The sequence below is a fragment of the Dehalococcoidales bacterium genome (assembly GCA_035529395.1).
Taxonomy (GTDB): domain Bacteria; phylum Chloroflexota; class Dehalococcoidia; order Dehalococcoidales; family Fen-1064; genus DUES01.
Map to the genome: position 1 here is coordinate 30,310 of DATKWT010000136.1, position 21,896 is coordinate 52,205.

Annotated in this window: 16 protein-coding genes; 5 read left to right on the forward strand and 11 right to left on the reverse strand. The window is 51.5% G+C overall.

From position 1 onward, the window contains the following. Positions 1-8: 8 nt before the first annotated feature. Complete coding sequence (dxs, locus tag VMW13_08905; protein ID HUV44933.1) at positions 9-1,910, reverse strand: 1-deoxy-D-xylulose-5-phosphate synthase; 1,902 nt, start codon at positions 1,908-1,910, stop codon at positions 9-11. A 439-nt stretch (positions 1,911-2,349) separates the two neighbouring features. Here dxs and VMW13_08910 point away from each other — a divergent pair, with 439 nt between their 5' ends. Then, positions 2,350-2,847: a small multi-drug export protein gene (locus VMW13_08910; protein HUV44934.1), complete on the forward strand. Its 498-nt coding sequence runs from the start codon at positions 2,350-2,352 to the stop codon at positions 2,845-2,847. A 742-nt stretch (positions 2,848-3,589) separates the two neighbouring features. Here the strand turns inward: VMW13_08910 and VMW13_08915 are convergent. Next, positions 3,590-4,273, reverse strand: coding sequence for an ImmA/IrrE family metallo-endopeptidase (locus VMW13_08915; GenBank protein ID HUV44935.1), 684 nt, complete (start codon positions 4,271-4,273; stop codon positions 3,590-3,592). Positions 4,274-4,931: 658 nt separating this feature from the next. After that, entirely contained in the window at positions 4,932-8,078 is a 3,147-nt protein-coding gene (locus VMW13_08920; GenBank protein HUV44936.1) for a tetratricopeptide repeat protein, read from the reverse strand. A gap of 225 nt (positions 8,079-8,303) precedes the next feature. On the opposite strand from VMW13_08920, the gene VMW13_08925 reads away from it, so the two are divergent. Then, positions 8,304-8,840, forward strand: coding sequence for a lamin tail domain-containing protein (locus VMW13_08925; GenBank protein ID HUV44937.1), 537 nt, complete (start codon positions 8,304-8,306; stop codon positions 8,838-8,840). A gap of 212 nt (positions 8,841-9,052) precedes the next feature. Here VMW13_08925 and VMW13_08930 read toward each other — a convergent pair whose 3' ends face one another. From VMW13_08930 to VMW13_08955, 6 genes are all read right to left on the reverse strand, one after another. Continuing rightward, a complete protein-coding gene (locus VMW13_08930) occupies positions 9,053-9,346 on the reverse strand; it encodes a hypothetical protein (GenBank protein HUV44938.1) in 294 nt (97 codons plus the stop codon). 910 nt (positions 9,347-10,256) lie between these two features. Then, positions 10,257-10,826 (reverse strand): manganese efflux pump MntP family protein, encoded by a 570-nt coding sequence (locus VMW13_08935; GenBank protein HUV44939.1) that lies wholly within the window; start codon positions 10,824-10,826, stop codon positions 10,257-10,259. A gap of 147 nt (positions 10,827-10,973) precedes the next feature. Further along, on the reverse strand, positions 10,974-11,504 hold the full coding sequence (locus tag VMW13_08940) for a cysteine hydrolase (protein ID HUV44940.1): 531 nt from the start codon (positions 11,502-11,504) through the stop codon (positions 10,974-10,976). Between the two features lie 187 nt (positions 11,505-11,691). Further along, positions 11,692-13,341 (reverse strand): dihydroxy-acid dehydratase, encoded by a 1,650-nt coding sequence (ilvD, locus tag VMW13_08945; protein HUV44941.1) that lies wholly within the window; start codon positions 13,339-13,341, stop codon positions 11,692-11,694. A 160-nt stretch (positions 13,342-13,501) separates the two neighbouring features. Next, positions 13,502-16,573 (reverse strand): FAD-binding and (Fe-S)-binding domain-containing protein, encoded by a 3,072-nt coding sequence (locus VMW13_08950; protein ID HUV44942.1) that lies wholly within the window; start codon positions 16,571-16,573, stop codon positions 13,502-13,504. A gap of 28 nt (positions 16,574-16,601) precedes the next feature. Further along, on the reverse strand, positions 16,602-16,949 hold the full coding sequence (locus VMW13_08955) for a metalloregulator ArsR/SmtB family transcription factor (GenBank protein ID HUV44943.1): 348 nt from the start codon (positions 16,947-16,949) through the stop codon (positions 16,602-16,604). 245 nt (positions 16,950-17,194) lie between these two features. Here VMW13_08955 and VMW13_08960 point away from each other — a divergent pair, with 245 nt between their 5' ends. The 3 genes from VMW13_08960 to VMW13_08970 all read left to right on the forward strand — a co-directional run bounded on the left by VMW13_08960 (position 17,195) and on the right by VMW13_08970 (position 19,266). Continuing rightward, positions 17,195-17,740, forward strand: a complete 546-nt coding sequence (locus tag VMW13_08960; GenBank protein ID HUV44944.1) for a C-GCAxxG-C-C family protein — start codon at positions 17,195-17,197, stop codon at positions 17,738-17,740. A 165-nt stretch (positions 17,741-17,905) separates the two neighbouring features. Continuing rightward, the gene (locus VMW13_08965) at positions 17,906-18,478 is read left to right on the forward strand and encodes a flavodoxin family protein (GenBank protein ID HUV44945.1); all 573 of its coding nucleotides are present in this window, start codon (positions 17,906-17,908) and stop codon (positions 18,476-18,478) included. A gap of 317 nt (positions 18,479-18,795) precedes the next feature. Next, positions 18,796-19,266 carry a peptidylprolyl isomerase gene (locus VMW13_08970; protein ID HUV44946.1) on the forward strand — a complete coding sequence of 157 codons (471 nt, stop codon included), beginning with the start codon at positions 18,796-18,798 and terminating at the stop codon, positions 19,264-19,266. Between the two features lie 440 nt (positions 19,267-19,706). On the opposite strand, the gene VMW13_08975 is transcribed toward VMW13_08970, so the two are convergent. Beyond that, positions 19,707-20,276: a cytochrome c3 family protein gene (locus tag VMW13_08975; GenBank protein ID HUV44947.1), complete on the reverse strand. Its 570-nt coding sequence runs from the start codon at positions 20,274-20,276 to the stop codon at positions 19,707-19,709. A gap of 89 nt (positions 20,277-20,365) precedes the next feature. After that, the coding region (locus tag VMW13_08980) for an FAD-dependent oxidoreductase (protein ID HUV44948.1) at positions 20,366-21,896 on the reverse strand (1,531 nt) is incomplete at its 5' end.

Consider the following 21,896-nt stretch of genomic DNA (forward strand, 5'->3'; position numbering starts at 1 on the left):
ATTCGTGATTAATGGATAACCTCAATACTACGTGTTGATGCTGCCTTCTGCTGAAGCACCGGGAACAGGTCCAGCACCTGCCGACCTATCCCTTCGGCATCCAGCCCATACCGTGAGCGAAGCACCGCCTGAGGACCGTGCTCAATAAACTCGTCAGGGAGCCCGATACATCTGACCTGGACATCGTCCATACCGGTCTTCTGAAAGAGGTCGGCCACGCTGCTGCCGAAGCCGCCGCTGAGAACATTCTCTTCAACAGTGATAACTCGCTTGACCCGACCGGCGACATCAATCAGAAGCTCGGAGTCCAGGGGCTTGGCAAAGCGGGCATTAATTACGGTAGCCTCAATGCCGCTGGCTTCCAGCTTTTCAGCCGCTTTCATGGCCGGGTCTACCGTCGACCCGATAGCCACTATGGCAATATCATCTCCGTCTCTCATTACCTCACCCTTGCCGGTGGGGATAATATGCAACTTCTGGTCCATTTCTACTCCCAGACCGGCACTTCGCGGGTACCGGACGGCCATCGGATGCGCTGACCTAGTTGCCGTGTAGAGCAGGTGCTGAAGTTCGTTCTCATCCTTGGGAGCAGCAACAATGAGATTCGGGACCATTGTCAGGTAGGAGATATCAAAGGTACCCTGGTGCGTCTTGCCATCATCGCCAACAATGCCGCCACGGTCAATGGCAAACACCACCGGCAGGTCCTGAAGGCAGACATCATGGATTACCTGGTCAAAGGCGCGTTGCAGGAAAGTGGAGTATATGGAGACCACGGGGATGTAGCCCTGAGTGGCCAGTCCGGCAGCAAAGGTAACTGCATGCTGCTCGCAGATACCAACATCAAACACCCGGTCCGGAAATTCAGTGGCAACAATACTCAGGTGGCTCCCCTCCGGCATCGCCGGCGTAATCGCCACCAGCCGGGGCTCTTCCCGAGCCAATCGGAGTGTGGTCTGGGCAAATACCTCACTGTATGTCGGTGTCGAGTGAGCGGTGGTGTTATTAGCCGGTACGCCGTGGAAGTAAACGGCATTACCTTCAGCGGGAAGGTGGCCTTTCCCCTTGGTAGTAACCACATGTACCAAGATTGGCCTGCGTCGGTAGTCCCTTGCCCGGGCCAGCACAGCCTCCAACTCTTGGATGTTGTGGCCATCCACCGGCCCCATATAAGTGAAGCCGAATTCCTCCCAGAGGACCGTTGGCATCATCAGTCCCTTCATGCCGTGCTCAACCTGTTTCCCTGCCCACCAGACCTTCTGGCCCCAGGGCAAATGGTCAAGAAGCCTCTTGCTTCTCTCCTTGGCACGGTGGTAGCGGTCGTCAAATCGGACCCGGCTGAGCAGTTTGGCCAGGGCTCCAACTGTTGGCGATATGGACATACCGTTATCATTAAGGATGACGACCAGCCGTGAGGCCAGGTGCCCCACCTGATTCAGACCCTCAAGTGCCATCCCCCCGGTCACAGCGCCATCACCAATAACGGCGACTACATCGTAATCATCGCCGGAGAGGTCGCGAGCAACCGCCATCCCCAGAGCCGCCGAAATCGAGGTACTGGCGTGACCGGCACCAAATGGGTCATGCTCGCTTTCAGTACGGCAGGTGTAACCGGACAAACCACCGAACTGCCGCAGGGTGGCAAAACTATCCTTCCTGCCGGTGAGCAGCTTGTGGGGATAAGCCTGATGCCCAACGTCCCAGACAATCTTGTCTCGCGGGCTATTGTATACACGGTGCAGTGCGATGGTCAGTTCGACCACGCCCAGATTGGAAGCGAGGTGGCCTCCATTGTCAAAGACAACCGATACCAGCTTCTGGCGAATCTCGGAAGCTAACTCCTTGAGTTCGGGTTCGGTCAGCTTCTTCAGGTCCGTTGGGCTATTGATGCGGTCCAGATATTCGCTCATGCCTAAACCTGACTCCATACTAGCAACGTCATGTTTTGATGTCAAGATATTGGGGGGATCGGCAAAGACGACAAGACCACAGACAGAGAATTAAGGGAAACAATTCGAGGCTAGTCAGGCGTGATTTGTTTTTCGAGTTATGGTAAGTAGAGGGAGAGCGTGCTCTACGGCAATTATGGTAAGTCTAGTGGGTGTTAATTATCCTCAATTATTACTATACCGTTTTTTCTATAGTTACCATACTTATATGCCCAACATTACCACCATGTATTCTTGAATACCTTGTTGTATTTCTGCAACTGAGTAGCAGTATACCGAACGAGTACACCGACATAACGAGTACACCGACTTGACTACCCAAACCCCATTTGTTAGACTCCACCAAGACCATAACCCTCCTACATAGTAAAATCACCTTTCAGAAACATCAAGGAGAAACGTGTCCCCGGAAGAGCTTCTCAATCTGGGTTTCGCCAAAGAGCTGGTAGTCCTCGTCACTTCAGCCCTGCCGATCCTCGAACTCCGCGGTGGTATCCCGGTGGCAATAGGCCTGTTTGACTTCTCATGGTATTACGCTCTGCTGCTGGCCGTCATCGGCAACCTCCTACCGGTACCCTTCATTCTGCTCTTCCTCAATTCAGCCACCCGGTTCCTCAGCAGAGTGCCCTTCTTCGACCGTATCCTGACCTGGCTCTTCGAACGGACGCGCCGACGGGGAAGAATCATCGAAAAGTACAAAAGAATCGGCCTGGTACTTTTCGTTGCCATTCCCCTGCCGGTGACCGGAGCCTGGACCGGTTCGCTGGCAGCCGTTCTCTTCGGGCTGCGATTCAGACATGCCATGCTGTCTATTTTCATCGGCGTATTGATTGCCGGAGCGATTGTCACCTGCCTGTCCCTGTCCGGGCTTACGTTATATGGCATGTGGCAAGGTTAGAATGAAACGGTAACATACTGTCGCAGGACACAGGATAACGACAATTTCCTTGACTGCACTTCGTCTCGATGGTACATTAAGACTGACCGATGAGCCTGTCCCTGTAGCTCAGCTGGATGGAGCGGCTGCCTTCTAATTCTAGGCCAGGTATGCCGATATGGATCGTTAGATACAAACTGGGACTTTTGTGTTAGTTGCCAAAACCTCGTTTTGAGGCTAAAGTGCTTTTTGGTGACATCCTGTCCTTTTTAGTTCGTCGCCTTTTTGTCGCCAACCATTGGTGCTTTTCACCAACGACTTTCAGTCTCGCTACCTAGTCCACGACCATTTATGTTCGAGGAGTCCGACGGATTGTCTGCTGGACCCTCGTTGTAGTCTGAAGCCAACAAAACAGTCTAATGTGACTTTGCTGTGCATTATAAGCTCTCGTTCAGTATGTAACGCTCTTGACATCTGCAGGTCTCAAATGAACGTGCCTCTTACTCTAATCGGGGTGTCGCAGGTTCAGCCTGCGAAGTCCGGCAAGCCACCCCTGCCGAGGTATTCCAGGGCGGATCAGGATGTTAGGACATCAGGTCAACCGACGCTTTGATTGTCCCTCTCTTGGTAGGGGCAGCCATGGCAATTGCACTCAGGATTCAGTGCACTCACTGCGATATTAAGGGCAGCCACTTCACAGAAGGAGGAGAGGATACGAGAGTGACGTCATCGTGATCCGGTGCCATTCGCAGAGGTACCGGGACTATAATGCAAGACCTACCTGCCTCAGCCTGATGCACACCACCTGGTCTGGGACGTCAAACAGCCGAGCAAGTAGGTGAGAGAAGCCGGCCCCCTGCCATTGCCTCTTGAGGAGATCGGTGGGCACCAGGACATAGGACGCGAAGAGGTCGGCAAGGACCTCGTTGAAGGAAACTGGAGCACCTATCACTCTTCTGCATGGGAGGCAACTATAGTCATCCACCAGTACGTGGAATATCTCGTGGAAGAGGATGAACCTCCTTACGTAGAAAAGATCAGCAGCCCTCAGTTGTATTACCCACGCGTCCTTCAGGCGCCATACAGCGCCACGGCGCCTCATCAGTGGCAGTACACGGACCTCAACCGGGCATTGCTCATCAGCGTACTTCGCGATCAGTGACGATACCGGAGCATGCTGGACTCCAGCTGTTTCCAGCAAACTCTCGGCAACTGACTCTACCAACTGAAGCGCCCTGCATCCTGTGACGGGTCCGATGGAAGCGAACTCTTCTGGTGTGCTCATCAGGATGCTGAGTAATCGCTCTACACACACCTTGCTGCTTTCCAGACACCACCCGCCACCAGCAGCCCATTCGCAGCGTCCCCACTCAGGGCACCGCATCGCGTCGCCTGTGTGAAGGAAGTTTTGCAGTTCGACTCGTGCTGTTTCAACTATCGTAGACATGTCTTTGAGACCTTCAGGGGTGACACATACGCGCAGGCGTACCGCTATCCACTCCCACTGGAATAACTGCTGGGAGTGGCGCGGTCCGAACACTGTCTGTTGGCGTCATCAAATGATGTCTGTATTTCGTCTGCCAACCTATCCGGCATGCGTATGGCGCATGCCTCGGCCCTACGCCGACCGTACGTGGAGTAGCATCAGGGCGACAAGAGCATACCGTCTACCATGGGATGCTCCACCGTAGGTTGTCGGGAGTGTGGCTCCACACCACACGCTCGCTGAACGACTACCGCCAGTCCAGAGAAAACCCCGACCAAGAAAGAGACCGCTGAACCAGATAGGAATGCCTCCAGCGGTCCCTCTTCCTCGTCTGCACCATCAGTTTACGGCCCGATGCCATCGAGGCCTGCCATTGCCGGCAATGCAGCAGCCACTGTCATCAATGTAACAATAGCGAGTATGAGCAGGGTCTGTAGACTCTTCCTCATTTGTCACCTCCTTTCACTGGCGTTAGAAAGACTTCGAACTGCTTATGCCAGCATTGTAGGAGATGACTTCTTACCAATCTCTTACCAGGGGAGAGAATAGATAAGAAAGGGGTCTACCTGTTCAGGTAGACCCCTGCATGGGAATAACCAAATGTGAACCGGACTCGACTTCAGACCATCTTTCTACCCACCATTGCGCGTCGATACAAATCCTGCACTCGTTCCGAGGGCACCACTTCCGCTTCGTTGGCTATAGTATCGAGGTAGCGCCTGTACATACGCAACGCACAGGCGCTGTCTCCTGCCACGAGGTGATATTCCATTACCTGACAGTACGCGTCATCATCATATGGGTCGATGGCCATGAATTTCTCAAGCAGTATGATAGCTGCGTCGTATTTCCCCAGTTTGCTGTTAATCCTGGCCAGTGATGAAAGGGTCTTCATATACTTGTCTTCATATTGACGGCGTGGTATTTCTACCCACTCACTATAGAATTCGTCCATGAAAGGGCCGTTATACAACCTAATAGCACTCTCCAGACTCGTTACCTTAGCACTGATACGAGTATTAGGTAGACTTGTGGCCTCATTTAAATGGCCCTCGAATTCTCTTGCGTCGAACCAGACAGTTAGATCAGGATTGAATTTGTATCGTCCGTACTCAAGTGTAAAGACCCCCGGGAATATCGCCCTCCGTGCCCGGTATAAGTTGACATGGAAATTGCTGTTAGCTTTGGCCCGAGGAAGGTCTGGCCACAATGCGGCTGCTACTTGTTCTTTAGTCTGTCCAGTATCGTGACAAAGTAGATAGAAAAACAGCTCTTTAGCTTTGCTGCTCCTCCATTCTGCTTCACCTGCCGAATGGCCATTCACCAGGACCCGAGTTTCTCCCAACGCGTGGGCTTTAATGTCAGGTTTAGTTACTACGAAGGAGTGGGCAGGAACCGGAGTATTAACCAGTATCTGTCGGCTATCGCGGTGCCTTCTAATCTTCTCCATGATACGGGTGAAGCGGTCACCACCCACGCCATTTAAGGCGGCATATTGAATAAGAGGCACCAGATTTCGACCCTCGATGGCCAGAAAGTCATCGTAGCCAAGTTCGTCAGCTAGTCCGGACGTCTTTTCGAGCCACTCAATAGCTACATCAAATTTCTTTGCCAAGAAAGCTGCCTGGCTAAAATGGAAGCATGCCCTGGCAAGAGCATCCCTGTCTCCTATACCCGTCAGACGCTCACAGAGATTGAGAAGGATTCCCATTGCATTCTCGTATTGGCCCCGCTCGTATTGAATGATTCCCAGTTGTGTTCCGAACAGCATCGCTTCGTGGCTCTGCCCATGTTCCTCAGCCTGAGAGATGGCTTCTTTCAGGAGTACCTCTGCCTTGTCAAGATCACCGAGAAGCCGATATGTTTGTCCCATTCCTGCCTTAGCCCCCGCAACGTAATATGGTTCCATAACCTGTCTCGCAAGCTCGAGCCCATCATTATATGTAGCAAGAGCATCGTCACACAAATCCGAATCGCGTAGCACTTCGGCAATGTTGATGAGAATAAGGGCCTCAGCTCTCCGATATCCAGTTTCCCGAGCCTTTCCCAGACCAGATCGAAAGGTTTCTAATGCCAGTTCGTATTGACCTCGACGTTGATATACCAACCCCATGTTGTTCAGTGTCAAAGCCAGAGCACCAAAATTCTTTACCTTCTGCCATCCTTGTCTGGCGTGTTCAAAATGCATGTTGGCCTTGGTGAGGTCGCCGAGACGCTTGTACATCACACCGAGGGAATTGTGCATATCAGCGATTCGGCCCACATCAAACACGGCAGAGTAGCACTTCAATGCGCGTCGCATATGTTTCAGTGCCAGAGTGAATCGCCCCTGTTCCATGTGGATGTTCCCCAGGCGCCTGTGTGCATCGCCAAGGATAGCGGGGGGTCCATTGTGCTGCTCGAGAAGACTGATGGCAATTTTAGCATCGCTTCTGGCTTCTGTAAAATAGCCAGCCAGGCGAAAAGCAGCACTTCGCCAACTGAGCGCTTTGGCTCTATATAGCCAGTCTTCACGGCTTGTGACCTTGCACAGGATGTCGGTCAAGGCACGAGCAGCCTCATCCACTTCGCCCAGATGGATCAAGCTCTGAGCATGAAGCAAGACTAAATCGGGATCAGACAGACGCATGTCTCTTGGTAGAGCCTCAACCCACTTTGAAACAGTTGTCCATTTCCCCGAGTTGTGAAAATCCTCGCCGGTATTCTTGATAACTCGGACAGCTTCGTCATACCTCTCTGCTGTAATAAAGTGATTGATTGCCTGATTCCACTGCTCGTCTTGCTCTAACAGCAAGGCCACGTCGCGGTGCAACAGTGCAAACTGCTCAGGGTCTTCCTGCAGGAGCCTCTTTTGAAGAAACTTGCGGAAGAGGTCATGGTAACGGTACCAGGCTTTATCGTTGTCAATACAGTGTATGAATAGATTCCGTCTTTCAACCTCACGAAGAAGCGTTCGAGAATTATTAATAGCCAGCAACTGATTACAGATTTGTGGCTCGATATCATCCAACGTGCTGGATGCCAGAAGGAAATTCTGTATGTCAGACGGCTGTCTCTCGAAGACCTCCGATGTGAGATACTGGAAGACATCCCACTGAGATAGTGCTGGCACGCCTGTAGAGAGTCCTTCTTCTTGTAGGCTGCGTGTGCTGAGCAGTATGCTGACTATCCAACCTTCAGTATCGGTGATCAGTCTATCTGCTTCTTCATCAGACAGATGGACATCATAGCGCGTGGTCACCAACTCCTTGGCTTCCGCAGGGGTGAAAGAAAGGTCCGATGCTGTGAGGGTTACCGCTTGCTGCTGCAACGTCAGAGTAGATATAGCCGGAAGTTCCACCGGAGTACGGCTCGAGACTATGATGTGGCAATTATCCGGAGCACGGTCCACCAGGAGGTTAAGAAGAGTCCTTGCCAAGTCGCTGTCCTCGACAAGATGATAGTCTTCCAGTACGAGAACAAAGTACTCACCGATGGTCGTATACATCTCCCCGGCTAGTGTTCCGACTAAGTGCATGCCCTCTCTTATTATGTCCTCGGTTACCAGCAAGCGGGACTGCGTGACCTGGCCGAATTCCGGGAAATGGTAACGAACGCATGACAAGATACCTTCGAGAAGTACCCGGGGGTCTTGGTCTGCACTGTCCAGGGAATACCAACACACCGGTATTTCCAGGTCACCGGCAAAATCTGCTAGCAGTGTTGTTTTACCGTAACCCGCTGTTGCCGATAGAACCTGAACACGCAGATGAATATGATCGTGCAATCGGTCAACTAGCCTCTGGCGGGAAATAACACAGTCCCGTCGTCGGGGTACTAGCAGTTTTGTTGTGAATTCGATACCAGAGATGCTCGTATCTACCGCTGCATACCTCCTGCCCGTTTCCTTGCGCAGTCACGAGGAACCGTGGAGAACTGGATTTGGTGGCTATGTGAAGTATTATAGTACTTCGAAAAGAGGTAGGCAAATGCAGAATGGTGGATACAGTTCTTGGATGCCGTAGAGCCGGAGATTGCCATCTACATGGCTGGGAAAGGCAATAGATATGGTCACCCACACGATGAGACTATCACGGCTCTTTCCGAAGTTGGGGCTGAGATATACGGTACTGATATCAACGGTACTATCATAGTCACCACGAATGGCGAGTCATATAGCGTAGTACCCGAAGAAGAAGGCACAATCTCTGCGCCACAGGCTCCGCCGCCTGCAACTACTGACCTGGCAGGTGATGTGACCATAGAGAGCATTGACTTAGAAGTGGAAATCGTAGTCATCGCAAACAATGGTGATACTCCAGTCAATCTCACTGGCTGGCGCCTGGTGAGTACGGTCGGAAATCAGGAGTTTGTGTTTCCTGCGGTTACTCTTCAGCCTGGTGCCGGGGTTCAGGTGGTGAGTGGGCGGAATGCTGAGGACGGCCCTCCCCATAAGTTTCTCTGGACAAAGACCTACATCTGGAACAACGATGGTAACCCTGGAATACTCTATGACTCTGAAGGTAACTCAGTATCAGAGTATCCTTGATTCCCAACTGAGTCTTTGTATGCCAAAGTGGTCTACCTTGTCAGCACCACCTGACAGTGGCAAAGTGGTCCTAGTGGAGGCTAAAGCCCACGTAGGGGTACTGGTCTCTGCAGGAACCAAGGCCTCGAGGGGATCTCGAGAGCGAATCATTGCCCGCCGGGGTATGTAAAGCCGGCACCTCAATGCGCTCTGAGAGGACGGCCCTTTGCCATTCATTTGCCACTCCGAATAAGACGCTCCTGGGTTGGAGGTATCTGCTGGAGCATCGCCAGGGGTAGTGGCAACCCCAGATAGACTGTCGCTCGAAAGAGGGCGTTGGTCCGTTCATCGGGCCGCCCCCAGCCGAAGGAATTACTCACCAAGGTGTCCTTTGGTCCGGTCACTACCAGAAACTGATCCTTACCCCGAACCTTCAACTCAATCTTCTGGGGGGGGGTGAGCACGTCACGGTAGACCTGTAGCAGTCCCAAGCCCACGCTACTTATACCGCTCTTATCGGTAATCATACGTCTTGACCCCCTACGGACCGCATACCAAGAGGACACAGTGTCCTGGTTGCCGGAGGACCGGGCAACGTAACGTACTGCACAGCTAGACACCCTCTTTCCTGCTGGTGAGCACAACCAGTAAGTTCACTTAAGCGGCAACGCCTACGATCCTTGGGCTCACCCGATTTGTCGGAAACAAAAAGAGCGCCAGTCACCCCATTTCCTTGGCGATTCTGGTGCCCTTGACCATCTTCCACCACCCACCTCCTTACCATTGTCGAAACGTTGGGTTTGAGATGCCAGGCATGTGCCGGGGACGTTCACTTCACCTCAGTTGGTGGTGTGTCAACGGTCTGCAGAAGCAGGATCGACATACTTCCTAGCTTCACCCCCGTTATATGCCCGAATCCTACAGTACGACGTCTTACCAAACTCTTACCACATTTGCGGCACAGCACAACGAAAGGATATTTGAGTCACAACTGCGGGATCGCGGGGTCCTGTACTTTGCCATCGCCGAGTTCCGTGACATGAAGATGCAGCAGGACTAGGCGAAGGGGGGGCACAGGTGACACAGGGAGTCTACCAGATCAAGATCAGAGGGCAACTTGACAGCAGCCGGTCGGAGTGGTTCGCAGGATGGACCATCACCCCTATGGATGAGGTATCACTGTGCTGACTGGCCTGGTTGTTGTCGGAGTACATTTAAAACAATGATTTGTTTTGTTTGATATTGGATAAACACCGGGATGTTCGTCCACTCATGTGTATAAATATTTGATACCGTTCGCCTTTTCCATTAAATACAAATCACCGATTTGCGAACATCGGGATGCTTGTCCAGTGAGGCGTACAAATATTTGATACCGTTTACTTCCTCTAGTAGATACCCACGGGCAAAGCCCGCGGAACTCTGCCCTTCGGGTTATTAGAGGATATGGCTTAATAGAATCCTGAATGCAATAGCTAATAGTATTAAAGCCCCTATTGCTTCAGCTCTTTTACCAATTAACTTGCTGGCTCTCTTTCCTAATATGAACCCGATCGTTGTAACTATAAATGCAATTATTCCAATTGTCGGGCTAGCCAGTGCAATATCTACCTTTAAGAACGCAAAAGATAGACCAACCGCCAAGGCATCAATGCTTGTTGCTATGGATAACGTTAGGAGAATGAAACCTCTGCTAACATCTGCCTCTTTTTCTTGGCCGTCTTTCGAGTGAAATGCCTCCCAGAACATCCTGCCACTGACGATTACTAGTAAGACGAAAGCTACCCAATGGTCATAATCTGCTATGAAATCGACAACAGTTCTTCCAGCCAACCAGCCTAATACTGGCATCAAGGCCTGAAACAACCCGAATGAGAATGCTACGCGAAATATTTGCGGCCAAGAATGGTTTTTATTGGAAATTCCGGCGCTTAATGATACAGCAAAACAGTCGGCGGACAGCCCTATAGCTATTAATATAATAGAGAGAAAATCGTTACCAAGCACTGCCCAATTATTACATACCAGGTAAGAATGTTAAAGAATGTTGGCAGAAATAACAAGACAGTCTGATAATAGTACAACCACGTTTACTTCGGGATGTTCACGTGGGCTAATAACCATGTTTGACAATTAGCCAAATTGTTGTCCCCCTCAGAACTGGGTCATCTCCAAGGCCTGGATAAACTCCCGCGAAGTAACAACGCTTGACTGTCGTGGCAATACCTTTTCCATAAGTACCCGTTGAACCTCATCATCCCGGTCGGCGCAACAGTCAGAGAGCACTATTAATCGGTAATCTATGTCAGCAGCCCACCTTACTGTTGAGAGCACGCAACCGCTTGTTGAAATTCCCATCAGGACCAACGTATCGATTCCTTGTTTTCTAAGTAGTTCATCCAGGTTCGTAGTTGAGAATGGTCCGAACCGGCGCTTGGTAAGCACCGGCTCTCCAGGCTGAGGAGTTACCGCAGCGTGAATCTCGGTCTCCGGTGTCCTCTCTCCACGGCGCACTTCCACATAGACGACAGGAATACTGTCGTGACGGGCTTTTGTTAGAACTTCATTTGCTCTTGCCATGAGTTCGTTCTGGAAATCTTCTGAAAAAGAACTCAGTTGCCGGTTCTGGTAATCCATGATAAGAACCGCTGTCTTATTTCGGTTAAGTGATAATTGCTCTGCCATTTTCCCAGGCCTCCCTGACGCATATTACACAATAGCTGTCGTACTTTGACTTTGCCATTCCATTTCATCTGTATAGTGCTCATTGGCTTCGAAGATGACATTGTGGAGGTTGTGAAGGGTCTGGTCACCCCTTATCTCAATCTTGCGCCACACCTTGTGAGACTCCTTTGTGAGTTGCCTCATCAGGTCAGGGCACTCTTAGAATGGCGCCGCTGCTGGCTGAAGTCACCATGGCCGAGTATCTCTTGAGGTAGCTTTTTACCTCTCTCTTTAACGGAGGCGCTGACCACCTGGCCAGACGCCCGGTTATCTCATCATCAGATAGCCTGATATTTAGTATTTTCTTCGGAATATCGATTTCGATAATATCGCCTTCCCGGAGAATAGCCAACGGCCCACCAGCCATAGCTTCGGGCGAGATATGTCCGATAGCTGCCCCTCTGGTAGCACCTGAGAACCTGCCATCGGTAATAAGGGCAACGTCCTTATCCAGACCCATCGATACTATGGCGGCAGTAGTCGATAGCATCTCTCTCATACCGGGCCCGCCTTTGGGACCTTCGTACCTGATAACCACCACGTCCATACTCTGAATCTTACCGTCGAGTACAGCCTTTGTCGCCTCCTCCTCGATATCGAAGACCCTGGCCGGCCCCTGGTGGGACAACATCTCCGGGCTCACCGCCGACTGCTTAACCACGGCTCCCTCTGGAGCCAGGTTGCCATAGAGAACGGCAATCCCACCCTCAGGGTAATAGGGTCTTTCCACAGGTCTGATGACATCTCCATCCGGTTTCTTAGCCCCCTCGATAACCTCGGCCAGAGTATCCCCGCCGAGAGTCAAGCAACCCAGGTGGAGCAGGTCTTTTCTGGCAAGCTCCTTCATCACTACCGACAACCCTCCGACCCGGTACAGGTCTTCCATATGGTAGTTGCCCCCCGGGCTGAAGTTGCATAATCTGGGGGTGCGCCGGCTTATCCGGTCAAAAAGGTCAAGGTCCAACTCAACATTGGCCTCGTGGGCAATGGCCATTAGATGGAGGATGGTATTTGATGAACCGCCTATGGTCATATCGACCGTAATCGCATTCTCAAAGGCTTCCCTGGTGAGAATGGCTGAAGGAGTTATCCCTTCCTGCCACAGCTGCATAATCCTCTTACCGGTAAACTTGGCCAGCTCTATTCTCTTACCATAGACAGCCGGAATAGTGCCGTTACCCGGGAGGGCCAATCCCAACGCTTCAGCCATACAGTTCATGCTATTGGCCGTAAACAGCCCCGCACACGAGCCGCACCCCGGCGCGGCCGCTTCCATAAACTCCGTCCGCTCCTCTCGGGTCATCTTTCCTCTAGCTACTTCTCCTGCCAGCTCAGCAACCCGGCTAATATCAATAGCTTCATCCCTGAAGATACCGGCCTGCATCGGCCCGCCACTGATTAAAATGGCCGGGATATCCAATCTGGCCATAGCCATCATCATTCCCGGTGTGATTTTATCGCAATTACTGACCACGACCATGGCATCCAGGGCATGGGCCAACATCATTGCCTCAATACTATCGGCGATAAGTTCCCGGCTGGGCAGAGGATAGCACATCCCTGCATGACCCTCGGTGATACCATCACAGATAGCGATGCTGGGGAACTCAAAGGGAGTCCCTCCCGCCGCGATAATTCCCTCCCTGACCGCTTTAGCAATCTCATCCAGATGGATATGACCGGGCACAAGCTCATTCTGGGAGTTGACCACACCGACCAGCGGCTTGCCTATCTCCTCTTTGGTTCTCCCCATAGACAGAAATAGAGATCTTCGGTTCTTAACTACATCACTTTGCATGGGCATCACATCCTTTTCTTGACTGTTAGTTTACAGTAGGAATAGTACACTGTAAATCGTTAGCGATTACCTGATTAAAGGGGCTGGGTAAATGTCTCCCAGCCTCTTCTCGTTTGTATTGTACATTTTAAGCTTTTGTTGCATACTGCTGTTTTCGTGCCTACACCCCCCTGAGGTAGTCAATCATTGGTCCCGTAATCAGCGGCACCACATCACCAATCATGTGGGGCATCAGGTTGTCCATAACTTTTGGCATCAGTTCCGGCATCTGCTCCCGCATATAGTCAGGCATAGGTATTCGCTCTTCCACGCGCTGGAGCATGACAGCCATGACTTTGGGCATCATCCGGGGTAGTAACCTGGGGAATAGAACAGGGAACAACGGTTTCATGAGATTCAAAATTCCCGGGACCTTGCCAATAGCCCTCATCATTCCCCCCATGCGCAGTGGCATGGCATCAATTAGTTCCGGCCACATGCTACCCATCAGGTCAGCAAAACCCTGCGGTGTCATCAAGTATACCATTGCTTCGAAGACCGCCCATTGTCGCAGCACTTCGGGATTGGAATCGGGGAAATCATAACCCAGGGCTGATGCGCTGAAACGGGCCAGGTCAACGGTCTCAATAGGGATATCCTTCTTGTCGGCAGTGACCCGGAACTGGAACTCGCAACAGGGACATAAGGCCAGCAATTTCTCGGCACCAACCGCAGTTGCCTCGTCCATTCGCGCCTTACCAATCTCGGCAGCCACCGGAGGGTCCTTGATGAGGGTGAGAACACTACCACAGCAGTGTGCCCATTCCCGATTATGCTCCATCTCCACCAGTTCCACACCGGGTATAGCCTTGATAAGCTCGCGGGGAGCATCATAGACACTCGATACGCGACCAATGTGACATGAATCATGAAGAGTTACCCTGGTGTTATAACCACTATCAGGAAAAGTAAATTCACCAGCTTTTATTTTTTCAGCGACCACTTCACTGTAGTGTTTGGCTTCAATATTGTAGTCAATACCAAGTTTTTCCGCCCATCTCGGATAGGTTTGCCGCCACATCATGTCACAGGCGGGACATGAACACACCACGGTATCGACACCGATGTCTTTCATATTCCGGATATTCTGCCTCATTGTTTCCTCGAATACATCCCATTTCCCGCAGACCAGCATCGGTGTCCCGCAGCAGTTATCCTTCTCCGCGAGATAGGTAAAGTCAACACCGGCAGCATCAAGTAGACGTACCGTAGCCATGGCAATATCAGTCTCAACATGGCTGGCCGTACAGCCGGTGAAGTAGGCAATTTTTGCCTTATGCGACGGTCCGTGTTTCTCTTCAAGGTCCTTTGGGAACCAGAGGGCGCGGTCTTTACGGTACGCTGCCCAGATATCGCCCTCCTTGCGCAACGCCGCCGCCATCATCTCGAAGGGGGGGATGGTCATTTTCTTATCCTCGTCAATAAGTTTGCCGCGCAACTTCATCCAGGAGGTCTCGATGGGGAGTGATGCCGAGCAGCGCAGATTACAAAGCTCACAGGTGGTGCAAACGAGAATGGTATCGACCATAAACTGGTCCCATTCCTCGCGCCCCTCCATGTACTCTCGCAACCAGTACCATTTGCCACGCGGGCTCTGACTCTCCCAGCCACGACCGTAGAACTGGTCGCATTCATGCACACAGTAACCGCACTGGGAGCAGCCGTAGGCATACCAGGCGATATCTGCCGGGATGCCCCGCACTGGCTTGGTTGGTCTCTCCCCCAGATGAGTCATAACAAGATTACCGAACGGGCGAATCAGTGGTTCCATAGCTTGAGCCAGGAGCATGAAGCTACCTATTAGGCCACTGTTGATGACTTTGCCCGGGTTGAGAATAGACCGCGGGTCATACTTCCTCTTGAAAGCCTTGATGCGGTTAACAGCATCTTTCCCAATTGCCTTTTCTGCTTTGCCGGTGAAATACATACCGGTAGAATAGGGACGGCCACCATGTTTTTCAGCGATTTTAATTATGGTCAGTGCCAGACCAAAGACAAAATTGTAGTCGAAGCGGCGCTGGTCACTGGGGATAAAGCCGAGTATTACCACTTCAGGCTGGCCGTTTGCACCTTCCCTGATGACCAGACCTTCTTTAACGACGGGCTGGTCTACCTTAGCTTCAATCTCCGCCATGACATTACCCAGTTCGGAGAGGGGGATGACCACTTCCGCCGGCACCAGGCTGGGGCCCAGGCGCTTAACCAGCATAATCTTGAAGCGGTTTTTCCATTCGTGCTGAGCAATACGGTCGCTTAAGAGTTCTGCCTGACATGGCTTCATGATTTCGGGCAGACTGTCCATGATGATACCGCGATCCTTCTTGCGGAAGGTTAAGGTGGCTATGTAGGACGCGGGCAGGAGCACTCTTTCCTCTATGGGATATTCGAAGTGTTCCAGCAACGGAGCCTTGTTCTTCAGCTCCGCCATGCGCGGGTTTATAAAGAGCAATGACCATATGGGCAGCTTTCGGTCTATCATAGATTGAACCATTTGCTGCAGGTCGCTGGCATCTGGACAACCGATGGCAACAACCTCGATTTCTTCCAGGGGCTGGACGAGGAGTGTTACCTCACTAATAAGCCCGGTGGTACCCTCAGCCGCGGATATAAGGTCGAGGTCATCTCCACTGAATTCCCTGACCTCGCCGCTAAGCATCACTACACGCGCGCTTACGACATTGTCGCGGAACCATCCCGCTTCGAAGGAGCCAATGCCAGCACCTCCCTGAGCCAACCAACCACCAACAGTTGCCGCCGGGTAGCTGGATGGATATAGCCTGAGGGTCAACCCCCGCTTTATTAGCTCTTTGTCTAACGTTTCCCAGACAATACCAGCCTCTACTGTCGCTGTCTTCTTATCCGAGTCGATGTGTTTTATTGCCTGCATGCGGTAGAAGTCAACGACAATGCCACGCCTTAGAGGTATCACACCGCCGTAGCCAGATGAAGCCTTGCCGCGCGGGGTAATGGGTATGCTATGCTGTGCTGCCCAGCGAATGAGGTCAACCAGTTCATCCTCCGTCTGCGGTTGAACTACTGCATCCGGAATAGTCTTACCAATGAGTGGTTTGATTAATCCGGGAATTGCAGCAATATCGTGCCCGTAGAGCTTTCTTTCTAACTTACGAAAATTGACGCGGTTACCGAATTTCTTTTCCAGGTCTGTGCGCAACTCATTATTCATTTTACCCATAGTTGTTCCCTCCCCTGGCTATTTACCCCTACTGTTGTATCAGGTTGGAGAGTCGCTGGCGGTTTCGTAGCTGCTCGGTGATGACTTCGTGCACTATGTCACATGCCTCGGCTATCTTTGGACTAACAAGCTTATAATAGACTGTACTACCCTCTTTTCGGGGGGAAATTATGCCTATCCTACGCAGTATGGCGATATGCTGGGAGGTGTTCGATTGCTTGAGTCCCAGTACTTCGGATAATTCGCTAACGGTCTTTTCGCCTCCCCGCAGTTCCTGGATTATATGGAGGCGTTTTGGGTTTGACAAGGATTTGCACAGTTCGGCTTGTAGTTCCAGTACCTCGATTTTGCCTTCATCTTCTTTTACGTATAACAAACCTACCTCCATAAATATTATGACATTACAATATTATAATATACTATATACTTTGTCAATCTCAATGCTAATCAAGCGGTTGAATGGGCAATCATATCAACATGAGCTGGAAAGTAAGACTTCCGGGTATGTCTGTATTCACTGGATTACACGATACTCTAGAGTGTGTGATTTCGCTGAGCTTGCCCGGATTGTTGACAGCTGGACGGAGACTAGTCTATGCTCCAAGACGAAAGGAGACGGAGATGTACGACAAAGGGACTCATGAGAAGGCAGCCGATGCAGCAATAAGGGTGATGCGTCTGCGCGGTCCCCTTAGACTGGGTGAGCCGGCCGGATACATAAACGTAAGGTGCAATGAACCGGTTATAGAAGCACTGCAACCGCTCTGTCCGCTCAAATGGGATAGACTGGCAGATGTGACCATGGGAATTGGAGCTGGTTTCTCGAACATGGGGGAGGTCTGCGGTGCCCTGTCAGGGGCAATAATCGCCATTGGGCTTGACCTTGCCGCCAGATACCGGGATACCGCCGTGCTAAGGCTTCTCTCCATCAAGTTCACCCAGGGGATAATGCGCGACTTCACCAGGGAATTCGGAGGCGTGCGTTGCAGGGACCTCGTTGGCCATGATATCTCCGGATGTCTGATACCCGGCGACGAGGGTTACGCGGCATTCCTGAAGGACAGGATTGCAGAGGGGCCTGGGAACATGAAATGCCACCAACTGATACGTTACTGCATCATGTACCCTCTTCCGTCCGAACAGGAGGAGTTGCACCCTGCTCTCTGATGAGACCAGGAATATTGCCGGCCAGTCCAACTATGTTGACGGTGGCATGGATATGGGTTGGTGACAAGAGCCACGGAGGGCTCTTAAAGACATCGTCTGTCATGACAGGTCCCGGAAGTAATACACGATACCAGGCGGCCAGGACAGCCAGAAAGGATGGACATTATGAGTAACAGGAAAGTAGTCATAGTCATGGGTAGCCCCAGGAAGAACGGCAACAGCGCAGCGCTGGCGGAGCAGGTCGCGGAGGGGGCTCGGGCGACAGGGGCAGAAGTACAGATATTCAACCTCCACGAGATGGACATCAAGCCTTGCGATGGCTGCAACGCGTGCCAGAAGGGGAACGGGAGAGACTGCCACATCAAAGACGACATGCAGGACCTGTACCCGGCTATCCGCCAGGCAGATGCCATGGTGATAGCCGGTCCGGTCTACTGGTACTCCGTAACCGCCCAGACCAAGCTCTTCATCGACCGATGCTATGCTATCGCTAAACCCGGTGACAACGCTCTGTGGCGGAAGCGGGTCGGGATAGTGCTGGTGTACGGTGGTGCGGACGCATTCGATTCCGGTGCCGTGAACGCTCTGCGGATGTTTCAGGACGCCTTCAGGGGGACCGGTTCCCGCATTGTCGGGATGGTGCATGGGAGCGCAACGATGCCGGGCGAGGTCAGGGGGAACGCCGGGTTGATGGAGGGGGCGTACGACCTGGGCAAACGGCTTGTTGCCGAGGCGTAGTCATCTGGTCCCGTATGCCTACCACACCACCACTTCCCTCCTGGTTGTCGTAACTACATTCCGCACACCCAGGAGAGTGGGTACTCTTGACTATGTTGACACCTGCTGTCCCCTGGACTACGATAGACTCCTACATGTGTTATCAGTAGCACTGGACCCGGACGTGTCACAGCATGTGTATGCCGGAAACGAATCGCCCCTGGCCGTATTTGTAAGGGAATAATTATGAGAAAGGAGATAGTTGGCGTTATCCAGGGTCTGGCAGCGCTTCTCCCGATATCTTGCGGTGCTGCACCCTCGGAGCCAACACCAAGCCTATGAGTTACTCAGCACCACCACCCATGACAATTGATTCCGGCAAGCAGTACGTTGCCACCATTGAAACAGAGAAGGGGAACATAGGGCTTGAGTTGTTCGCCGGCGATGTTCCGGAAACGGTGAATAACTTCGTGTTTCTCGCGCGTGAGGGATTCTACGATGGCACGACATTCCACCGTGTCATCCCTGGCTTTATGGCCCAGGGTGGGGACCCTACCGGTACCGGAAGTGGCGGCCCTGGTTACAGATTCGCTGATGAATTCACCAAGCACACCCATGTCACCGGGGCTCTATCGATGGCCAATGCCGGCCCCAATACCAATGGTTCCCAGTTCTTCATTACCTATGCCCCTCAAAACCACCTTGATGGCAAACACTCGGTATTCGGCCAGCTAACGGACGGAACGGATGTTCTGGAAGCCGTTAAGCAGGGTGATACCATCATAAGGATAGTCATAGAAGAGAGATAGACGTGACCAGCTCCTGAAAACCCTTCACAGCTTGCACGGCAATCATCGACAAGACGAATTGGCAGGCAGGTACCTGCCAGGCAGCACCATACTCTTCTCGATTGTCGTGACTACATTCCACGCGCCCAGGTGGGCGAGTACTCAAGTCCAACACGCTGGAATCGAAGATAGGAAATGGCTACGGAGACCAAGGTATGTCAGGTAGAGATGTCAGGTAGAGAATGAAGTCCTGACGCCAATAGACACTACGCTCTGTCAATGGGAGAGGCGACCAGGAAATCCTGCCTGAAATAAAAGAGGTGTACGAGGGTCAAACCATCAACACGCCAGAATAAGCTACATTGCATGAATCAGCTTTTACTGATACAACACACTCCACTGCTTCAAATTTATATATTGCTCCGATAATGTCAGAAATTCCACTATAGTGATTACTGACCTTACTCTGTTCCGGGTAATACCGGCTCTTCCAAAGTTTCCAGTGATACCCATCCTTCTCCAGTTGCAACAGTACCGTGACACTGTGAACAAAAATCCTCTGACGGCTTATGCATCTTGTGGCAGAGGTTGCAGTCCATCTCGTCGAAGTGTGAATCGTGAGGGTTTCTACCTACCTCCTCTATCATCTCTTCGGTGAGCTTGATAATTTCTTCATAATTACTGCCGTTTTCGTGGCACTGAAAACACCACTCTTGAGGATATTTTCGTTCCATCAAAGGTTCCTCATAATCGTGTCGAACGAATGAGACTACCTCGCCTACCGATTGTCCTATATCAAATGGATGGCAGTCCAGACAGGCAAGGCCCTGCTCTTCATGGGCATTGGCAAGGAGTGGCGGTGATTCCCATGATTCCAGGTAGGGCTGCATTAAGTGACACGTAGCACAGAATTGGGGGTTATCGTGATAACTCCATAAAGCCCCACTGCCTGCGATAATAATAATCAGTACAGCAATCAGAGGTATCCATATCCTCTTCTTTCTCATGAAGCGGAGGTTTGGTTTCCTCAATAACTGTACCTTCCTTCGCTATGATTATTCACAGACGGTCGGCGGCCCGAGTTTCCCCGGACTACCTGATTTTGACCACAGCTATGCCTCTATTCCCAGGGTTCCTCTTTTGCTGCGTTTTGGCCAGCAACCAACCCCAGGGCGCCGCCTGCCCCGGTAGCTTCACCATATATATAGTGATTACCGCAGACATTTCTCAACATTATCTCGCCGGCAAGGTACAGGCGAGAAATAGCTTCGTTGAATACTGTAACAGGATGCAGGTCTTTGTTTACAATAATGGAGACAGTGGGGTTATACGCCAGCCAGGCAGTGTTCCTGAAAGCATAGAAAGGCGGGGTATCCAACTTCTCAACGTTGGGTGTACCAGTGCCTACCATTGTCTTTCTACCGAGGACCGTATCATAACCTTCGACCTCAATATCATGGTTGTAACGATCAACTGTGTTCTTCAGGTCTATAGCTCCGATTTTGTCGCCCAGTTCCCCGATGGTAGCGGCCTCTGCAAGCAATGCTATAGTGTCCGGTCCCAGCCCAATAGGAGGACCTGCAGCTACGGCCTTGTCATAGGCTCTCTTATCAATAACCTGGTACAGGATTGGTATACCGCCTTCTTTCGGCTGTTCCAGTGTAAGTCGTGTACGTTTGTTCGACCAGTAAATATCCTCACTGATATAACGCTGACCATCCTTGTTGACATCTATTGCCCCATACAGGAACAACTCTGCGTATCCCTTCATAGTAGTAGATTGCGGCTCCATACCCTGAACTGAGTAGATTGTGGGGCGCCCTCTCATGAAGCATCCCAAGTCAAAAGTCATATTATGGCCATCTCCTGTATGGCCTGGACTGGAAAGTGCCATGACATTGCCAAGACCGGGAACACATTCATTAAGCAGATTCTCACTGTGGGTAAAACCACCCGTAGCCAGAATAACCGCTTTCCTTGCCTTGATATTGGTCTCTTTCCCCTGGGACTCCACAATGGCACCCAGAACTTCCCTGTTACTATTAACAATGAGCCGCTTCATAGAAGTTCTAAACAGAATCTCTGCTCCCTTTTCACGGGCAGTGCTTTCCAGCAATTGCACATGCTTAGCCGGATCCACTGTGTGGGTTCTAGGGATACTACAACCGGGCGATGCACTAATCGCATCAACAAATGGAACGCCGATCTTTTTAACTAGATCGTAGTATGCCATATTACTATCTGCGTACAGGCGGACAACCTCAGGAGTAGTCTCTTCGCCATACTCGATCATATCCTTGTAGAAATCATCGGGGGTATCTGTGATTCCGTGTTTCTGCTGAATATCCGTCCCTGAAAAAGTTATAAAACCCCCACAAATAGCTGTTGAAGAAGCCAGGCTGCTGGACGTTTTCTCCAGTACTATAACTTTCGCTCCTTCTTCTACAGCAGCAATCGCTGCAGCCAACCCAGCTCCTCCGGCTCCGGCAATGAGTACATCTGTCTCATCATCCCACTTTTCCGGGAGCCCGGTTTCGACAGCGGAGCCTGACGTGCAGCTTGCCAGAATACCTGAACTAGCCACCACGACAGCCCCAGCCGCAGCTCCTTTAACAAAATCTCTTCTGGTTACTTCCTTGTTCATTACATTT

Coding starts and splice junctions, on each gene's coding strand:
- VMW13_08960 (HUV44944.1), top strand. CDS start 17,195: ATGTACGACAAAGGGACTCATGAGAAGGCAGCCGATGCAGCAATAAGG.
- VMW13_08940 (HUV44940.1), bottom strand. CDS start 11,504: ATGGCAGAGCAATTATCACTTAACCGAAATAAGACAGCGGTTCTTATC.
- ilvD (HUV44941.1), bottom strand. CDS start 13,341: ATGCAAAGTGATGTAGTTAAGAACCGAAGATCTCTATTTCTGTCTATG.
- VMW13_08915 (HUV44935.1), bottom strand. CDS start 4,273: ATGTCTACGATAGTTGAAACAGCACGAGTCGAACTGCAAAACTTCCTT.
- VMW13_08970 (HUV44946.1), top strand. CDS start 18,796: ATGAGTTACTCAGCACCACCACCCATGACAATTGATTCCGGCAAGCAG.
- dxs (HUV44933.1), bottom strand. CDS start 1,910: ATGAGCGAATATCTGGACCGCATCAATAGCCCAACGGACCTGAAGAAG.
- VMW13_08930 (HUV44938.1), bottom strand. CDS start 9,346: ATGATTACCGATAAGAGCGGTATAAGTAGCGTGGGCTTGGGACTGCTA.
- VMW13_08950 (HUV44942.1), bottom strand. CDS start 16,573: ATGGGTAAAATGAATAATGAGTTGCGCACAGACCTGGAAAAGAAATTC.
- VMW13_08965 (HUV44945.1), top strand. CDS start 17,906: ATGAGTAACAGGAAAGTAGTCATAGTCATGGGTAGCCCCAGGAAGAAC.